The sequence below is a fragment of the Marinilabilia sp. genome (genome assembly GCF_016278715.1).
GTDB lineage: Bacteria > Bacteroidota > Bacteroidia > Bacteroidales > Marinilabiliaceae > Marinilabilia.
On record NZ_JADQBH010000117.1, the window covers coordinates 1 to 17,119 of the forward strand.

16 protein-coding genes and 1 pseudogene are annotated in these 17,119 nt (G+C 44.1%); 10 read left to right on the forward strand and 7 right to left on the reverse strand.

Annotated elements, in window-relative coordinates:
* The 5 genes and pseudogenes from QZZ43_RS07005 to QZZ43_RS07025 all read right to left on the reverse strand — a co-directional run.
* Positions 1-183: pseudogene (locus QZZ43_RS07005) on the reverse strand (glycoside hydrolase); the annotation flags it as partial.
* 32 nt (positions 184-215) lie between these two features.
* Positions 216-1,277: a beta galactosidase jelly roll domain-containing protein gene (locus QZZ43_RS07010; RefSeq protein ID WP_291857404.1), complete on the reverse strand. Its 1,062-nt coding sequence runs from the start codon at positions 1,275-1,277 to the stop codon at positions 216-218.
* Between the two features lie 431 nt (positions 1,278-1,708).
* Entirely contained in the window at positions 1,709-2,395 is a 687-nt protein-coding gene (locus QZZ43_RS07015; RefSeq protein ID WP_291857405.1) for a response regulator transcription factor, read from the reverse strand.
* A 12-nt stretch (positions 2,396-2,407) separates the two neighbouring features.
* The gene (locus QZZ43_RS07020) at positions 2,408-3,958 is read right to left on the reverse strand and encodes an ATP-binding protein (RefSeq protein WP_291857407.1); all 1,551 of its coding nucleotides are present in this window, start codon (positions 3,956-3,958) and stop codon (positions 2,408-2,410) included.
* 95 nt (positions 3,959-4,053) lie between these two features.
* Positions 4,054-4,545 (reverse strand): hypothetical protein, encoded by a 492-nt coding sequence (locus QZZ43_RS07025; RefSeq protein ID WP_291857409.1) that lies wholly within the window; start codon positions 4,543-4,545, stop codon positions 4,054-4,056.
* A 482-nt stretch (positions 4,546-5,027) separates the two neighbouring features.
* Here QZZ43_RS07025 and nifH point away from each other — a divergent pair, with 482 nt between their 5' ends.
* The 10 genes from nifH (at position 5,028) to QZZ43_RS07075 (ending at position 16,198) form a co-directional block, all read left to right on the forward strand.
* A complete protein-coding gene (gene nifH / locus QZZ43_RS07030) occupies positions 5,028-5,852 on the forward strand; it encodes a nitrogenase iron protein (protein WP_291857410.1) in 825 nt (274 codons plus the stop codon).
* 152 nt (positions 5,853-6,004) lie between these two features.
* A complete protein-coding gene (locus tag QZZ43_RS07035; protein ID WP_291857411.1) occupies positions 6,005-6,331 on the forward strand; it encodes a P-II family nitrogen regulator in 327 nt (108 codons plus the stop codon).
* A gap of 18 nt (positions 6,332-6,349) precedes the next feature.
* Entirely contained in the window at positions 6,350-6,730 is a 381-nt protein-coding gene (locus QZZ43_RS07040; RefSeq protein WP_291857412.1) for a P-II family nitrogen regulator, read from the forward strand.
* Between the two features lie 12 nt (positions 6,731-6,742).
* Positions 6,743-8,377 (forward strand): nitrogenase molybdenum-iron protein alpha chain, encoded by a 1,635-nt coding sequence (gene nifD, locus QZZ43_RS07045; protein WP_291857414.1) that lies wholly within the window; start codon positions 6,743-6,745, stop codon positions 8,375-8,377.
* A gap of 16 nt (positions 8,378-8,393) precedes the next feature.
* Complete coding sequence (nifK, locus tag QZZ43_RS07050; RefSeq protein ID WP_291857415.1) at positions 8,394-9,776, forward strand: nitrogenase molybdenum-iron protein subunit beta; 1,383 nt, start codon at positions 8,394-8,396, stop codon at positions 9,774-9,776.
* Positions 9,777-10,296: 520 nt separating this feature from the next.
* Positions 10,297-11,625 (forward strand): nitrogenase iron-molybdenum cofactor biosynthesis protein NifE, encoded by a 1,329-nt coding sequence (nifE, locus tag QZZ43_RS07055; RefSeq protein ID WP_291857417.1) that lies wholly within the window; start codon positions 10,297-10,299, stop codon positions 11,623-11,625.
* A gap of 188 nt (positions 11,626-11,813) precedes the next feature.
* Positions 11,814-13,199, forward strand: a complete 1,386-nt coding sequence (locus tag QZZ43_RS07060; RefSeq protein ID WP_291857419.1) for a nitrogenase component 1 — start codon at positions 11,814-11,816, stop codon at positions 13,197-13,199.
* Positions 13,200-13,226: 27 nt separating this feature from the next.
* Positions 13,227-14,486, forward strand: coding sequence for a radical SAM protein (locus QZZ43_RS07065; protein WP_291857422.1), 1,260 nt, complete (start codon positions 13,227-13,229; stop codon positions 14,484-14,486).
* A 194-nt stretch (positions 14,487-14,680) separates the two neighbouring features.
* On the forward strand, positions 14,681-14,986 hold the full coding sequence (locus QZZ43_RS07070; protein WP_291857424.1) for a (2Fe-2S) ferredoxin domain-containing protein: 306 nt from the start codon (positions 14,681-14,683) through the stop codon (positions 14,984-14,986).
* Positions 14,987-15,079: 93 nt separating this feature from the next.
* Complete coding sequence (locus tag QZZ43_RS07075) at positions 15,080-16,198, forward strand: hypothetical protein (protein WP_291857426.1); 1,119 nt, start codon at positions 15,080-15,082, stop codon at positions 16,196-16,198.
* A gap of 65 nt (positions 16,199-16,263) precedes the next feature.
* On the opposite strand, the gene QZZ43_RS07080 is transcribed toward QZZ43_RS07075, so the two are convergent.
* On the reverse strand, positions 16,264-16,656 hold the full coding sequence (locus QZZ43_RS07080; protein WP_291857428.1) for a hypothetical protein: 393 nt from the start codon (positions 16,654-16,656) through the stop codon (positions 16,264-16,266).
* Complete coding sequence (locus tag QZZ43_RS07085) at positions 16,653-16,964, reverse strand: hypothetical protein (RefSeq protein WP_291857429.1); 312 nt, start codon at positions 16,962-16,964, stop codon at positions 16,653-16,655. Before QZZ43_RS07085 ends, QZZ43_RS07080 begins: the two co-directional genes overlap by 4 nt.
* Between the last annotated feature and the right edge of the window lie 155 nt (positions 16,965-17,119).

Consider the following 17,119-nt stretch of genomic DNA (forward strand, 5'->3'; position numbering starts at 1 on the left):
CACATGAATGGTTTCCCATGAACGATCGTCGTAGTTATGTTGGGCCCTGTCCGGGTCATCACCAATCATCATTTTCCAGCCACCCTCCAGATTTACAATCCGGTAGAAAGTTTCTTCGGGTTCTCTTGCCTCTATTGCGCTGGCAAACAAGAGTATGATTAATATAATAATAGTTCGTTGCATAGTTTTTTTGTTTGCAGGTCGACGGATTCCAATTAATCAAACCAAAGTGACTTAATGAAATGATGACCCGGGAACCATTCTTCCAATTCGTGTCGGTCCTCATATTTTCGATACTGGTCTCTGGTCATCAAACCTACAGGGCCTTCGTAGATGCCCCCGCTTTCTCCATAGTCATCCACCAAAACTACCAGCGTGTTGATTCCTGAGTAGTTTAATAACCCGTCCGGGATTTTATAGGCGCGTCTTATTTGCCAATGGCCAACGAAACTGTCTCCAAGTTTGGTTTTATACATGTCTTCAGTTACACCAATAAGTTGGCCATTGAGAAGAATTTGGTCTTCATCATCAATTATTCCACACACCAAATAGAGTTTTTCGCCAATCAGCTTGCTATTCAGTTTGAATTTTTTCCGGTAGCAGGCTTGTCCGTCAAAGTCCTTATAGCCTTGACTTTCCCAGGTTGCAGGAACATGTATGTTGTCCCAATTCGAATCATCAAATTCGGGATTTATGCAACTGCGATTGTAGTAAATGTTAAATTTCCATTGGCCCGACAGGTCTTGTGACAACAAAATGTTGTCTCTTTCATATCCCAGAACCACTTTCTGTCCCACGAATCCACCTTCCCGGCCTTCGTCAAAAACCCTTACAGCAATAGTATTCGGGCCATTAAAATTAATAAGTTCTTCGGGAACGGGATATGTAGATGAAAGGTTATAGCCGGTTTTGTATCGGGGTGGAAAAAGTCCCGCCTGGCCAATCAGTTTTCCATTAAAATAAACCTGACTGACATCATCAATTCTGTCAACAAATAAATAAAGCTGGGTGTTTTGCAGTTCCCGGGGCACTTCAAATGATTGGCGATACCAGGCATACCCATCGTATTCCACATATCCCTGATCTTCCCAGTGCCCTGGAACCCGAATTTCATCCCATTGGCTGTCGTTAAAATCTTTTTTGCTCCAGTCGGGGTTATCCCCGATATTAAATTTCCAGTAGCCGCTGAGTTTAACAACCGGCAAAATATCGGCACGTAGGTTCATGCCGGAGGATAGCAGTATGGAAAGGCAGATGAGTAAAAATATTCGGTTCATAATTCATTGGTTTAAGTCTGGTACAAATATGCACCTGAATCTTTTTTTTATTGTCTGAAACTGGTAACCAATTGTCACAAATTGTCATCGATCAGGGCCGGTAAGAAAATTATGAAAATTTCAGTTTCTGATAAGAAAGCTTCAATGATAGCCTTTCGTCTCGACTCTCGGGATGTTTGTTTCAAAAAACAGAATTACGTGCTACATTGAGCTTGTCGAAATGCAGTAGTTGGCGATTTTATGCAAAAACAAATTAGCCTGCTTTATTCATGAATAATCGTTATGAGAAGTTCAAATATCAAGAAATACAATCAACCGCAGAGAAAATGGATGTAGGAAATAATAAATTATTTTCAAATCCATTTTATTGAGGACGGTTGGGTTTTGCAGATAGTTGGACATCGGAATAGATTATTTGTGAATAATGCAGGTTAGATAACCATTTTGTAGCCAATCCCGTGTACGGTTAATATAATTCTGGGATCGTTGGAGTCGTTCTCAATTTTCTGACGCAATTTCAGAATAAAGTTGTCGATGGTGCGGGAAGTCGGCTGATAATCGGTTCCCCAGATGGTATCCAGTAAATCATCACGGTCAACAGTCTCATTTTTATGGTTGTAAAGATGATGCAGGATTTCAAATTCCTTGTGCGACAATTTCACGTCAACCCCTTCTATAGAAGCCGTGTAAGTAGAAAAGTTGACAAGCATATTACCAATTTGGTGGTTTTGGTCTTCCGGGGTAACACCATCATTGCCTGCCCTACGCAGTACGGCCCGGATACGTGCCAGTAGTTCACGCAGACTGAAGGGTTTGGTGATGTAATCATCGGCACCAAATTCCAGGCCCAACACTTTGTCGATTTCTTCGGCTTTGGCAGTGAGCATAATAATCGGGGTCTTATTTCCTTTGCTGCGGGCTTCCTTACAAACATCGAACCCCGACAATTCGGGCATCATTACATCCAGGAGGGCCAGGTGAAACTTGTTGGTCATCAGTTTCTTCAGGCCTTCGGTGCCGTTAGTGGTTGTTTCAATCTCATAGCCTTCAAACTCCAGATTGTCCTTGAGTCCCTGAAGCATCGGCAGTTCATCTTCAGCAATTAATATTCGGATCATGGGATATGTTTTTTACGAATTATTTTTACGAATTACCGGAAAATAAAGTCTGAAGATACAGCCCTGACCTGGAGGACTACTCAGGGAAACTTTCCCTTTGTGTGCTTTTACTATTTCACTGACAATGGAAAGTCCCAGGCCGGTTCCTTTTATCTGGTTGGCCAGGTCACCGGAGGTAACCCGATAAAATTTGTCAAAAACCTGTTTTTGCTTTTTCCGCGGAATGCCCGGACCAAAATCTTTTACTTCCATAAAAGCATAGTTTCTGACCGTTCCGGTTTTAATTTCAATTCGTTTCTGTTCGTGACTGTACTTAACCGCGTTGTCAATCAGATTGATCAGGGCATCGGCAATCCGGTCCTTGTCGCACTGTATCTCAGGTATGGAAGACGCCGGCTGAAATTCAATCTCAAAACCTTTGTTTCTGAGATGAAACTCATAGGTTTCCAGGACATTGTGAGTGATGGTGTTTAAATCGCAGCCGGAAAAATCAAATCTTTGCTTACCGCTTTCGAGTCTTGAGAAATTCAAAATTTTATTTACCATATCGGTTAGCCTCATTGTCTCACCTCTGATAACTGCGTAATATTCCTTTATTTTTTCCTCTGTTTTGACACGCCCCATTTCCAGTGTCTCGATGTACATGCTGATGAGGGCAAGGGGGGTACGGATTTCATGAGATACATTAGAAATAAACTCTGACTTTATCTGTGCCAATTGGATTTCACGCTTTACAGAAACAAATAAAAACCAGATACCCAATAACAGCACGAATAAAACAATTGCCATTAGAATGATTCCCTCTTTGATGCGTGAAGAGGCCAGGTCGCTGATGGTTTGACTTTTTAGGTTTATTCCGATTTTTACATTTGGCAAAAACCACATATCTCCTTCCTGATCGAAAGATTGAACAACTGAAGCGTCTCTTTCACTGGAAAGAAGTAGTTCGCCTGTACCTCTGTAAACAAGGTCAATTCGAAAGTTTTCATGTGCAATGGCCTGAATCCTGGAACCGATTTGGTTTTTCAGGAAAAGGCTCGGGTTTAAATCTATAAAAATCAGATTCAGGTTTTGTTTTTGGTCCTTCGCCGCAAATGTGAGCAGAATGTTTTCTCCGGACATGGGAATAGAAATTATTTTCCGGTACCCTTGTTGATAATAGGTTTTCAGTTGTTCCAGTTCCTCCTTATGTTCGCGGAGGCTGTTGTTGATGGCACTAATAGTTTCCTGCTTGTTATTTCCTACGAAAAGGGTTCTGTATTCTTCGTTCTCGTTAAGTGAAAAAATGCCGTTGATGGAATTGTTTTCATTGGTCAGTTTTTCAAGTCTCTCTGTGTTAGATGGGTATTGGAGCCAAAGCTCAATTCGTGAGGCCCAGTTGTCGGCAATATCCTGGGCATAGGAGTTTACGGAAGAGACAATTGTTTCGAGTTGTTTTTTATAAACAGTGCTGATGAGTTCCTCGTTGTCGTTGATACGGGTGTATTCGTAAATAGAAGCAATAACAACCGGGAACAGCAGCAGCACTATCATTACAGCTAAGATCTTATGCAACTTTGCCATTCGGAAAAATAAAAGATTTGGAAAATAAAACTAAAAAAACAAATCGGTTTATTGTCCATGCAAGAATAAAAAATGGAAAATGTTTACGAAATTTCCTAATGACGGGTCAGATTTGGTTTTTCCAACTCATTATTGTAATTCATTTTGTGCGAATCAAGGTAAGCGGAAAGATCCTCCAGCGACGGATTTAATTTACTTTCCAGGCATTTTCCGTTGGCCAAGAAATAAAATGTGTTGTCCCAACAATTCCTGGCTCCGTTGAAGTGTTCTTCTTTCAGGATAAATACACCGTTTTCATATTTCAAAACCTCCATCAATTTGGTTCGGTTGGTCTTTTGGTTGAACCGATAAACCGGTGTTCTATGAAATAAATGGCCATTGTTAGAATACCTGACAACTTCATTAAGGTCAACTTTTTTTGAGGAGCCGTCAGCGAGGGTGTATTTTAATTTCGAGGTCCCCAGGTGAATTCCTGAGCAATAAATGGTATCCGTTGTTGTTACCACATGATTCGGTACCTGCCCCTGAACTTTTGCAACATTTATTCCGATAAGCATTGCAATAATAGTAAGCGCTAAAGTTTTCATAACCTAAAATTTTAAGTGAGTAAATTGTGGTTTATTTTCAGAAACAAATGTAAAGCGCCCCGTATTTATTGGTGTCACTTGAGTTTCAGATGATGTCATAAGTTGTCATGAAAATGTTGCACATACTGCTTTAAACTACCGCCTTAAAAAAGTTTTCCTGGTTCTGGGTATTCCCCGGTTAGGAAATACAAAAATGTATCCCAATCTGATGCCTTTTGCCTGCAATTATTTATCAATCAGCACTTTTTGGTGGTGTCCCAAATTGTTGCTTCCCAAACGCTTTATCTACATAAATGTAGCATTTGCTAAGATCTGGATTTAGGGTTCAGACTGTTTTTAATTTGCGTTAATGTCTGTTTGTCAAATCGTTGAGATGTGTTGTGTTGGTTTGTCAAAGGGGTATTTTTCTCTTCTGGCACACATCGTGAATCATAGAAAATCAAGGAATAAGGTTTAATACTAATCTCATAAAAATTGGAACTATGAGGAAAATAGCGATTTACGGAAAAGGGGGAATTGGAAAATCTACCACCACACAAAACACAATTGCAGGGCTGGTTGAAGCCGGAAAAAATGTAATGCTGGTTGGCTGCGACCCCAAAGCAGATTCAACCCGGTTATTACTTGGTGGCCTCGCACAGCAAACGGTTCTTGATACTTTACGTGAAGAAGGTGAAGATATTGATATTGATGACATTGTAAAACCCGGATATGGGGGTGTCAGATGTGTCGAATCTGGAGGGCCGGAACCTGGAGTTGGTTGTGCCGGGCGTGGTATTATTACATCCATCAATCTTCTTGAGCAATTGGGCGGATGGGATGATAAATACGCCATCGATTATACTTTTTACGATGTGCTGGGAGATGTGGTTTGCGGTGGTTTTGCAATGCCCATAAGGGAAGGAAAAGCTCAGGAAATCTACATTGTGGTGTCGGGAGAAATGATGGCTATGTATGCTGCCAACAACATCTGTAAAGGTATTCGCAAGTTTGCAGAAGCCGGTGGTGTCCGTCTGGGTGGGCTCATCTGTAACTCACGAAAAGTTGATAACGAGGCCTCTATGATTGAAGAACTTGCAAAATCGCTGGGCACCAAAATGATTCATTTTGTACCGCGCGACAACGTGGTGCAAAGAGCCGAAATTAATCGGAAAACTGTTATCGAATTCGAACCAGATAATATTCAGGCAGACGAGTACCGGGCTTTGGCCAAAGCCATCGACGAAAACAAAGACTTTGTTGTTCCAACTCCCTTATCTATGGAAGAATTGGAAAAACTTCTGATTGATTTTGGAATTGCAAATTAATGTGTGAGGGTGTTTAGAATAATATTTAGAGCATCAGAGAATTTTCGGTTTACACCGGGTATTTAAAATCTGAATAAATATTCAACATCATTCACCTGCAGCAGTCTGTTGCATTTTTAATCCAATAATAAAAAATTCTGGAGGATCTGTTTATGTTAATGATAAGAGCAATTATTCGTCCCGAGAAATCGGACCAGGTAATGAAGGCATTGTTTGAAGCCGGTTATGTGGCTGTTACAAAAATACCTGTTGTAGGACGAGGAAAACAAAGAGGTATCAAAATTGGCGATGTTACCTATGATGAATTACCTAAGGAGTTACTGATAATCGTTGTAAAGGACGAGGATAAGGATTTCGCTGTAAACACTATTATTGAAGCTGCACGCAGCAAGCCGGAGGGCGCTTATGGTGATGGAAAAATATTTATTTCCCCTGTTGAGGAGGCTTATACCATTAGTCGGGGAGTCAGTGAATTGTAATCTTAAAAAACCGAAACTATGAAGTGTGTAATGGCCATCATCCGAATAAATAAAATGAACCAGACCAAGAAAGCCCTTCTGAATGCCGGCATCACATCCATGACGGCTACCGGAAATGTTTCGGGAAGGGGGAAGGGATTGTGGGATGCTAAGGTGCTTGAAGGCGCCAGGGAAAATAAGCCTGAAGCCATAGAACTGCTGGGAAAAGAACCGCCCATGCGGCCACAAAGAATCGTTCAGATTATTGTGCCGCAAAAGATGGTTAAGAGAGTGGTGGAAATCATTATTGAAGCCAATCAGACACCTGCTCCGGGGGATGGAAAAATATTCGTATTTCCTACTACCGACGCTATTAATGTCAGAACCGGAGCTCACGGAGACCCGGTATTGGATGTTTAAAATTTGGAAGTTATGACAGACAAGAAGAAAAATAACAAGGTGATACCCGATCCTGCAGCTGCTATTGAGGAGATTGTTTCGAGATATCCCAAAAAAGTAGCCAAGAAAAGGCAGAAAGCTATGGTGATGAATGACCCGGAACAAAAACCGGAAATTCAGGCCAATGTGCGCACTGTTCCTGGTATCATAACCCAGAGAGGTTGTACCTATGCAGGATGCAAAGGGGTAATTCTGGGTCCTACCCGTGATGTGATAAATATTACGCACGGGCCCATTGGTTGCGGCTTTTACAGCTGGCTTACGCGGCGCAATCAAACGAAGCCCGAGAAACCTACGGATGAAAACTTCATGCCATATTGTTTTTCTACCGATATGCAGGACGAGAATATTGTATTTGGAGGTGAAATCAAATTGAAACAGGCTATCCGGGAAGCTTATGAAATTTTTAAGCCCCATGCCATTAGTATCTTCTCCACCTGTCCGGTAGGGCTTATCGGTGACGATGTTCACTCGGTGGCGCGGGAAATGAAGAAAGAACTGGGTATTACTATCTTCGGTTTTAGCTGTGAGGGGTATCGTGGTGTTTCTCAGAGTGCCGGCCACCACATCGCCAACAACGGAATATTTAATCATGTGATAGGAACGGATGAACCCCGGCGTATCGGGAAATTTCAGATTAACCTGATGGGAGAGTACAATATTGGTGGCGATGCCTTTGAACTGGAGCGTCTTTTTGAGGAGGCCGGTATTACGCTGATTTCCACTTTTAGCGGCAACAGCACCATTCGCAGCTATGCCCATGCCCAGTCGGCCGACTTGAACCTGGTAATGTGCCATCGGTCTATCAATTACATTGCCGAAATGATGGAGGTGAAATATGGAATTCCATGGATAAAAATCAACTTCATCGGAGCCGAATCTACGGCAAAATCTCTAAGAAAAGTAGCCGAATTTTTTGATGATGCCGAACTGACAAAAAAAGTTGAAAGCATCATAAAAAGGGAGATGGGAAAAGTGAAAAAAGTATCCAAAGAGATTCGTCCCAATCTGGAGGGCAAACTGGCGATGCTCTTTGTGGGTGGTTCCAGGGCGCATCACTATCAGGATCTTTTCAGGGAACTGGGTATTACCTCCATCTCCGCCGGATATGAGTTTGCCCACCGCGACGATTACGAAGGACGTGAGGTGATTCCCAATATCAAAGTGGATGCCGATACCCGTAACATTGAAGACCTGGAAGTAGTTAAGGACGAAAGCCAATACCGGGAGGATCTGGTAAAGAAGAAAAAACTGCTGGAAGAGAAAGGCTATAACTTCAAGGAATATCGGGGTATGATGAGCGAAATGGAAAAAAATTCTTTAGTGGTTGATGATATTTCGCACTGGGAATCCGAAAAGCTTATCGAATACTTTAAGCCTGATGTTTTCTGTGCCGGAATCAAAGAGAAGTATGTGGTTCAGAAGATGGGGGTGCCGCTTAAGCAGTTGCACAGTTATGACTATGGGGGCCCTTACGCGGGATTTGAGGGAGCCATCAATTTCTACAGGGAAATGGAACGTATGCTTGCCACTAAAATATGGAAGATGGTTGACCCGCCCTGGAAAGCTGAGCCCGAAATAGTGGGCAGTATGAATATTAACGTTTAATGAAGGAGGAGACATCATGCTATTACGACATACTACCGATAAGGTAAAAGAACGAGAAGGGTTGACCATCAACCCGGCCAAGACCTGCCAGCCAATTGGCGCCATGTATGCAGCTCTGGGGGTTCACGGCTGCCTGCCCCACAGCCACGGTTCACAAGGGTGCTGTTCTTACCATCGAAGCACACTGACCCGTCATTATAAAGAGCCTGTAATGGCTGCCACCAGCTCCTTTACCGAAGGTGCCTCGGTTTTCGGCGGACAGGCAAACCTGGTCAATGCCATCAATACCATTTTTTCGGTTTATGAGCCTGAAATTATTGCTGTTCACTCCACCTGTTTGAGTGAAACCATCGGTGATGACCTGGGACAAATTATTGCCAAAGCCCGCGAAGACGGGAAAATACCTGAGGGGAAGCACGTAATACACGCATCCACACCCAGTTATGTGGGGTCGCATGTAACGGGATATGCCAATATGCTGGAAGGCATTGTGAAGTATTTTGCAATGTCCACTGATGAAGTCAAGCGTCAGATAAACCTGCTGGCCGGATGGGTGGAACCTGCAGATATGCGCGAACTGAAAAGAATTATGAAAGTGATGGGTATAAGAAATGTTTTACTGCCCGATACCTCAGAGGTGCTGGATGCCCCCATGACAGGGAAGCATGAATTCTATCCCCGAGGAGGAACCACCATTCCGGATATGGTCAGTATGGGCGACAGCATGTTTACCCTGGGGCTTGGAGAGTGGGCTACCCGTAGCGCTGCCATTAAGCTGGAGAACCAATGTAAAGTAAAATTTGCTCTTACTGATTTGCCCATCGGACTCTCTGCTTCCGACCGGTTTATTATGGCACTTGCCAAGGCGGGCAGTGTCTCCATTCCTGAGACCATCTCTTCGGAGCGTGGAAAGCTGGTGGATCTTATTACCGATATGCACCAGTATTTTCATGGGAAACGGGTGGCTCTTTGGGGAGACCCCGATCAGTTGATTCCGTTGGTTGAGTTTTTGAATGATATCGATATGAAGCCCGTTTATGTGGTCTCCGGAACTCCGGGTAAAGCTTTCACTAAAAAGGTTGAAGAGATTCTTGCCGAAAAAGTGCCTGAAGCAAAAGTGAGAAACGGGAAGGGTGCTGATATGTTTCTGATGCACCAATGGATTAAGCAGGAGCCAGTGGATCTTTTGATAGGTAACACCTATGGAAAGTACATTGCCCGCGACGAAGGAATTCCTTTTGTTCGGATGGGATTTCCGATTATCGACCGTGTGGGACACAGCTATTTCCCAACCCTGGGATATATGGGAGGCCTCCGAATTCTGGAGAAAATTCTGAGTGTGCTGATGGACAAAATTGATGCCGATAGCCCTGAAGAATCATTTGAGCTGGTAATGTAAGGTTGAGTTATTAATCCTTCCATTCTGGATTCAACGATAAGGTTTTATTCATTTCTGAGAGGTGAGTTAGTGCTATCAAGAAAACTAAGGATTTTCTTGCAAAGACCAGGCAAGGCAATATACGAGGGCCCTGATGGTTAGTTCGTTCGCTCAACGTTTTTCACGGGTTGATTTTTGTTGAGCACGATGGGCCCTCGTTCCGGTCTTGAAGTCTTTAATAAGAAAAGGCCAACTATTGCGTTTTTCTCGTTTTTGAAACAGTCATTTACGAAAAGTAAACTCCCTGATTTCAAAAACTTCGAAAGCCTTGTATTTAACGCTTTCTTATCAAAGCCTGAAAATTTTATGTTTTTTCTTGTGTGAAAGTGGCTTTAAATGGGAGTTTTATTTGGTTTTGTCTGGATTGTGATAGGTTCCAAAAAAACTTCCCTTTCAGCTTCCAGTTTTCGCTTTTATAGCAGTTATTAACAGCTAAGAACTATTAGCCAAGAGCTAAGAGCTATTTTAACCCCGCAAAGCTATGTCTGATTTCCTTAAAGATCGCACCTCCCAGATTGTAACGCTGGAAAATAATGCTCCTGACATTGCCTGTGAGAAGAAAAGCCTTGCCGGCTCAGTTAGTCAGCGGGCTTGCGTTTTTTGTGGGTCACGGGTGGTTTTATATCCCATTGCCGATGCTTTGCACCTGATTCACGGTCCCATTGGCTGTGCGGCGTATACGTGGGATATTCGCGGGGCACTATCTTCCGGGCCTCAGTTGCACCGGCTCAGTTTTTCTACCGATTTGCGTGAGAAGGATGTGGTTTTCGGAGGCGAGAAAAAGCTTTATCATTCTTTGATTGAACTCATCGATACTTATCAGCCCAAAGCAGCTTTTGTATTTGCCACATGTATTGTGGGTGTGATTGGTGATGATGTGGAAAGAATTTGTAAAAAAGTGTCACGTGAAAAGGGGATTGATGTATTGTCGGTCATGTCCGAAGGCTTCAGAGGAACCAAAAAGGACGGATATGCGGCTGCCTGTGGTGCTTTGTCTGCCCTGATAGGTACCGATGACAGTTACCATGCTCCCAAATTCTCAATCAATATTTTGGGTGATTTTAATCTGGCAGGAGAACTGTGGATTTTAAAGGATTATTACAAACGCATCGGGGTAAATATTATTACCTGTCTTACCGGTGACGGGCGAGTAGATGAAATTCGAAGAGCCCATAAAGCGAGTCTGAACGTGGTGCAGTGTTCCGGTTCCATGATGCCGTTGGCTCGGGAGATGAAAGAGAAATATGGCATTCCGTTCAAAAAAGTATCCTACTTCGGAATTGAGGATATGTCGGATGCCCTTTATGAAGTGGCCGGATTTTTTGAGGATGAGAATATGATGGACGCATCACGGGCCTTGGTGGCCGGGGAACTGAATATGCTTATTCCTGCACTGGTTCCTTTCAGAAAAGATCTGACCGGGAAAAAAGCTGCTATTTATGTTGGTGGAGCTTTTAAAGCTATCAGTTTGGTCAAGGCTCTTCGCCTGCTTGGAATGGAGACTGTTGTGGTGGGGTCACAAACCGGAAACAGCGATGATTACCGGTTGTTGCAAAAATTGTGTGACCCGGGAACCATCCTTGTTGATGATTCCAATCCGAATGAACTTTCATCTTTTGTAAAACAGAAAGGGGCCGACCTTTTTATCGGTGGGGTGAAGGAGCGCCCTATTGCCCATAAACTGGGGTTGGGGTTTTGTGATCACAATCATGAGCGAAAAGAAGCACTGGCAGGCTATGAGGGGATGCTCAATTTTGCCAGAGAAGTGCATGCGTCTGTGATGAGCCCGGTCTGGAAGTATGTGAAATAAAAGTCCGGGGTTTAGGGTCAAACCGAATTATTTTCAGGTTCTAACTTCAAACTCAACCCAAAGCAAATAACAAAACGTGAAAATGAAAACCCAGAACTCCTGTCGCATACCCCCTAACCCCCTGAAGGGGGAACTGTCGCCCGCAATCCAAAACCCAGAACCCAACCCAGAGCCAAAAACACAGAACTATGAAAAAACCATTATTATCTCCAAAGTCATCCGGATTTGTTTCTACCCGTAATGCCTGTAAGCTTTGTTCTCCCCTGGGAGGTAGCATTGCTTTCAGAGGAGTTGAAGGGTGCGTGCCTTTAGTTCATGGCTCCCAGGGATGTGCTACCTATATTCGTCGGTATCTGATCAGTCATTTTCGTGAGCCTGTAGATATTGCTTCCACTAATTTCACGGAAGACACCACTGTATTTGGCGGTGCTATGAATCTGAAAGTTGCATTGGAGAATATTACACAGCAATACAATCCTTCTCTGATAGGTGTTTGCACTACTTGCCTGAGTGAGACCATAGGTGAAGATGTTCCTCAGATGCTGCGAATAGTTGAAGTGGAAGCGAATCGGCACTCTGATGGCCCTGCACTGGTGGCTGCTTCAACTCCCAGTTATCAGGGAACCCATATCGACGGGTTCCGGGAAGCGGTTTATTCTTTGGTGCGTCGGTTTTCTTATAAACCTCAACTTCCCGAAAGTCAGAACTCTATAAATCTTTTTCCCGGGCTTTGGTCGCCTGCCGATTTGCGACACCTTAAAGAGATTGTGGCTGCTTTTGAGCTTCGATATACCCTCTTGCCCGATTATAGCGAAACCCTCGACAATCCTGTGTGGGATGATTATAAGCGAATTCCTGCCGGCGGAACTCCTTTACAAGAATTACGAAACATGGGCGGAGCACTTACTTCTATTGATTTCGGTGGTGTTGAAGAGTTGTCAGGAGAGGGATATCATTCCGGTGCTCATTTTCTTGAGAAAGAATTTGGAGTGGGACGAAAAGTGCTGTCTTCACCTATTGGAATAGACCAGACGGACCGGCTGATGAAATTTCTGGCCCACGTGAGCGGAAATGAAATTCCGGATTTGTTCACAGACGAACGGGGGCGACTAATTGATGCTTATATCGACGGGCATAAGTATGTTTTCGGGAAACGGGTGGTGGTCTATGGTGATGAAGATTTGGTCGCCGGACTTACCTCATTCCTTAATGAAATTGGAATGAAGGTGGTGCTGGTCGCTTCGGGAACCGAGGCCAAAAGTCTGAAACGGGCACTTGCAAATGTTTCTATTGATGCCTTGCCGCTAATGGCAGATGCTGATTTTGAAGAAATAAGAGCCTTCTGCCGGGAAAACCCACCCGATTTAATAGTCGGAAACAGCAAAGGCTACAATCTGGCACATGAAGCTGGTATTCCATTAGTCAGAGTGGGGTTTCCGGTACACGACCGCATTGGAGCACAGAGAATTCTTCACATTGGCTACCGGGGTGCCCAGAGTCTTTACGACACCATTGTCAATACATTGCTTCAGCAAAAGCAGGACAGCTCAAGGGTGGGCTATAAATATTTGTGATGATTAATCAACCAAACCGTATCAATTATGCCAGACATTTCAAAACATCCATGTTTTAATAAAGAGGCGCGTCATCAATATGCCAGGGTTCATTTGCCCATTGCGCCACAGTGCAATATAAAGTGTAATTATTGCAATCGGAAATACGATTGCGTCAATGAAAGCCGTCCCGGTGTAACCAGCAATGTGCTCTCGCCCGACCAGGCATTGTTTTATCTGGAGTGTCTGATGAAAATAATGCCCAACCTGAGTGTCGTGGGTATTGCCGGGCCGGGCGATCCGTTTGCACAGCCCGAAATAACAATGGAAACTCTGAAAAAAGTCAGAGCACGATTCCCGGAGATGGTGTTGTGCGTCTCCTCCAACGGGCTCAATATCCTCCCATCGGTGGAGGAACTAAAGGAGTTGGAGGTTACGCATGTTACCATCACTGTAAATGGTATAGATACTGATATTACAAAGGATATCTACGGATGGGTCCGCTATCAGAAGAGAGGATATTTTGGGGCAGAAGCCGCCGGGTTGTTGCTCAAACAACAAACAAGGGCAGTGAAAGCTTTAGTTGCTGCCGGAATTACCACTAAAATTAATATGGTTGTCGTTCCCGGGGTAAATCATCATCATGTGGCGGAGGTAGCCCTTTGGGCCAAAGGACTTGGAGCTCAGTTGATGAATCCCATTCCCATGGTCCCGGTAGAGGGAACTCCTTTCGAGAAAATTCCTGAGCCACAACCCGCTTTGATTAAGGATCTTCGAAATAAGGTGAGTGGATTATTGCCGGTAATGACGCACTGTGCCCGTTGTCGCGCCGACGCAGCAGGCCTGCTTGGCAGGGATAGCGCCGATGCAGCACGTCTTTTGTCTGAAGCCACCCGGTTTGCGGTCACAGACGAAAAGGAAAGACCCTTTGTGGCAGTTGCCAGCAACGAGGGTATCCTTGTCAACCAGCATCTTGGTGAGGCCTCTCGCTTATATATTTTTCGGGAAACGCCCCAGGGCTATAAACTGGTGAATCAGCGAACAACTCCAGAAAAGGGAGGAGGGAACAATCGTTGGGAAGAATTGGGAGAAAGGCTCTCCGATTGCAGGGCTCTGCTGGTTGGCGGGATAGGTCCGAAGCCATCAGAAGTGTTGAGCCGCTCCGGGATACAAGTTGTGGAGATGTCGGGGTTAATTGACCAGGGATTGGATGCGGTATATAAAGGTAAAGAATTACGCACCGTCACTAAGGCAGAGGCCTTCAAGTGTGGAAGCGGATGCAGAGGTAATGCCATGGGGTGTGGATAATATTTTGGACAGTTTTAAGCAATAGTTCGTTAAAACAAGGCTAAACGCAGAGACGCAATGACGCCATGTTTTTATTATTAAAGAATTGGGATGAATAAATGGCGTTGTAAAAGTCACTTTATATCAGTTGTTTAAAAAAGAATAATAGAGGATTGTTAAGAGAGTTCACAAATAATTAATTATAAAAAGAAGCTATGAAAAAGCCTGATTATCATTTTCTTGTTTGCAATTCGTACCGGGTGGCCGGCGACGCCCAGGGGTTTTGTAATAAAAACGGAGCCACCGATTTGGTTCAATACATTATGGAGGAGTGTGCCGATCGTGGACTGGATGCTGTGGTTTCCACCACCGGATGCCTGAATGTATGTTCCCGGGGACCAGTTGTTGTGGTGCATCCTAATAATGACTGGTACGGAAAAGTAGATACCGATGTGGTGGATGACATTCTGGATGCCCTGGAAGAAGGTGGGGCTTCAGAAGACCACCTGATTTCTGAATAACAGCAATAAAAAAGTAATTCAGGGTTTAAGGGATGAAATCCCTTTTGTGAAATGTATGGGATAGTACTTTTTATGCATTAATCTACGGCACAAATGAGACAATTTCACTTGATTGATACCACTTTACGTGATGGAGAACAGGCACCCGGTGTGGTGTTTTCTCTTGATGAAAAAATCGAAGTTGCCTCGATTCTTGATGCGGCCGGAGTCCCTGAGGTAGAACTGGGAACTCCGGCTATTTCAGCCGATGATGTGGCACACCTGAAATGCCTGACTGCCCAGGGATTCGGTTTTAGAAGTGCGTGTTGGTGCCGGGCGGTGGAGAAAGACATAGAGGAGGCCGTCAGAACAGGCGTTGATCAGATTAATATTTCGTTTCCTGTGTCTGGAATTCTGTTGAAAGTGATGAGCAAAGACCGACAGTGGCTGGATAGCGAAATCTCCAGGCTTACATCATTTGCGTTGGATCGTTTTCGGTACGTTTCGGTGGGGGCACAGGATGCCTCCAGAACAAATCCGGAAGAGTTAGTGCGGTTTGTGGAAGCTGTCATTGATGCCGGGGCTCATCGTGTCAGATTGGCCGATACCGTGGGAATCATGAATCCTGTGAGAATTTCTGACTGGTTTCATTCATTTGTTGGTCAACATCCCGGCGCTGAGTTTGAGTTTCATGGTCACAACGATTTGGGGTTGGCCACTGCCAATACAATCACGGCACTTATCAGTGGATGTCATTGTGCCAGTGTTACCGTAAACGGATTGGGGGAACGGGCTGGTAATGCTCCGCTGGAGGAAGTTGTTGCTGCCTTACGGACATCCTGCGATGTTGATTGTGGAATTGATATTAAGAAACTGGTTCAGTTATCCGATTTTGTGGCAATAGCCTCGGGACGCCCATTGCACTTGTCCAAGCCGGTTTCCGGTGAAATGGCTTTTCGTCATGAGTCAGGCATTCACTGCTCGGGCCTTGAGAATAACCGCCTTGCGTATCAACCATTTTTGCCCGAAGAGGTGGGCCGAAGGGAAAGCTACCAGGCAGGTAGACATTCCGGGCGCGTTACTATCCAAAAAATATTGAAAGAGTCAGGAATCGAAAATTTGGCGAAAGAAAAGTTTGAAGAGCTCATGGACTCGCTAAAGCAAAGGTCCTTGGCTGAGAAACGCGGGTTGACGGAGAGCGAGGTGATTGGGATGGCGCGCAGGTTGGCATAATTATAAGAAAAGGAGAGGGTAGTTTTCAGAAAAGCCGGAAACTATCCTCTCCTAAACCGAATTTATTACAAATCACCGCAAATATGATGCGCCATTTGTCCAATTTCTTCTACTGCTTCCCGCAATTCATTTACAGTTTCAGCCGATGGATTTTCCCGCTGGTATTTGTCCACAGAGCAAATTGATTGGATACTCTCATATTTTAGAATTCTTTGCCGCAACTCCGGGGTTATGCGGCAAACCGTTTCCAAAGCATCCATCAGGTCGGTAAATGTGTGGTTTTCAGGCAGAGAGTTGTGAACATCCAGTATGGCCATCACATAGCCCTCGAGCGACATTCCCAGAAGATTGTAGCCAATGTCTGTGTTGAAACGTGATTTTTGTGTTGACCCTGAGGCTTTCAGGTACTGGTCGCCATTGTGCAACCATGTTTTCCAGTTGAGCTCGGTGAGTATCATATAGTCAGGAATTTAATTTCTATTTCGGTCTCATTCTTTGCTGATAAATGGTAGCAATTTCCTTTCTGTATATTGATTGAATTCATCGTCCCGGAACGTTTCAGGGATGAAATTATCCGCTGCTGCTCCTTTTCAGGACATTTTTTGTGAAAGTGGCAGAAGACAACATTGGGGTCATCATCAGAAAACTGCATAAGAAATGCCCCGTGTTCGGGGAATATCAGGTCATCGTAAGCATACATAATATCCAGACCGGTGGCATCTTTAACAATGAATTTTATCTGATCAATGTTTCGGAATTTTATCATGATTAGGTGTTTTTAGGTCATTTCAACACTCTGTTTTCCAGAAGCTTCGGGATTAGAAGTATTTGATAATTAATGGTTTACACGATTCGCCGCAAAGTGTATAACTCTCTCATAATAAAAACTTTGCGTCATTGCGTCTTTGCGTTTATGTTTTT

What these genes read in the sequence shown, in the direction of transcription:
- QZZ43_RS07010 (WP_291857404.1), bottom strand. Translation starts at nt 1,277, where the DNA reads ATGAACCGAATATTTTTACTCATCTGCCTTTCCATACTGCTATCCTCC.
- QZZ43_RS07015 (WP_291857405.1), bottom strand. Translation starts at nt 2,395, where the DNA reads ATGATCCGAATATTAATTGCTGAAGATGAACTGCCGATGCTTCAGGGA.
- QZZ43_RS07020 (WP_291857407.1), bottom strand. Translation starts at nt 3,958, where the DNA reads ATGGCAAAGTTGCATAAGATCTTAGCTGTAATGATAGTGCTGCTGCTG.
- QZZ43_RS07025 (WP_291857409.1), bottom strand. Translation starts at nt 4,545, where the DNA reads ATGAAAACTTTAGCGCTTACTATTATTGCAATGCTTATCGGAATAAAT.
- nifH (WP_291857410.1), top strand. Translation starts at nt 5,028, where the DNA reads ATGAGGAAAATAGCGATTTACGGAAAAGGGGGAATTGGAAAATCTACC.
- QZZ43_RS07035 (WP_291857411.1), top strand. Translation starts at nt 6,005, where the DNA reads ATGTTAATGATAAGAGCAATTATTCGTCCCGAGAAATCGGACCAGGTA.
- QZZ43_RS07040 (WP_291857412.1), top strand. Translation starts at nt 6,350, where the DNA reads ATGAAGTGTGTAATGGCCATCATCCGAATAAATAAAATGAACCAGACC.
- nifD (WP_291857414.1), top strand. Translation starts at nt 6,743, where the DNA reads ATGACAGACAAGAAGAAAAATAACAAGGTGATACCCGATCCTGCAGCT.
- nifK (WP_291857415.1), top strand. Translation starts at nt 8,394, where the DNA reads ATGCTATTACGACATACTACCGATAAGGTAAAAGAACGAGAAGGGTTG.
- nifE (WP_291857417.1), top strand. Translation starts at nt 10,297, where the DNA reads ATGTCTGATTTCCTTAAAGATCGCACCTCCCAGATTGTAACGCTGGAA.
- QZZ43_RS07060 (WP_291857419.1), top strand. Translation starts at nt 11,814, where the DNA reads ATGAAAAAACCATTATTATCTCCAAAGTCATCCGGATTTGTTTCTACC.
- QZZ43_RS07065 (WP_291857422.1), top strand. Translation starts at nt 13,227, where the DNA reads ATGCCAGACATTTCAAAACATCCATGTTTTAATAAAGAGGCGCGTCAT.
- QZZ43_RS07070 (WP_291857424.1), top strand. Translation starts at nt 14,681, where the DNA reads ATGAAAAAGCCTGATTATCATTTTCTTGTTTGCAATTCGTACCGGGTG.
- QZZ43_RS07075 (WP_291857426.1), top strand. Translation starts at nt 15,080, where the DNA reads ATGAGACAATTTCACTTGATTGATACCACTTTACGTGATGGAGAACAG.
- QZZ43_RS07080 (WP_291857428.1), bottom strand. Translation starts at nt 16,656, where the DNA reads ATGATACTCACCGAGCTCAACTGGAAAACATGGTTGCACAATGGCGAC.
- QZZ43_RS07085 (WP_291857429.1), bottom strand. Translation starts at nt 16,964, where the DNA reads ATGATAAAATTCCGAAACATTGATCAGATAAAATTCATTGTTAAAGAT.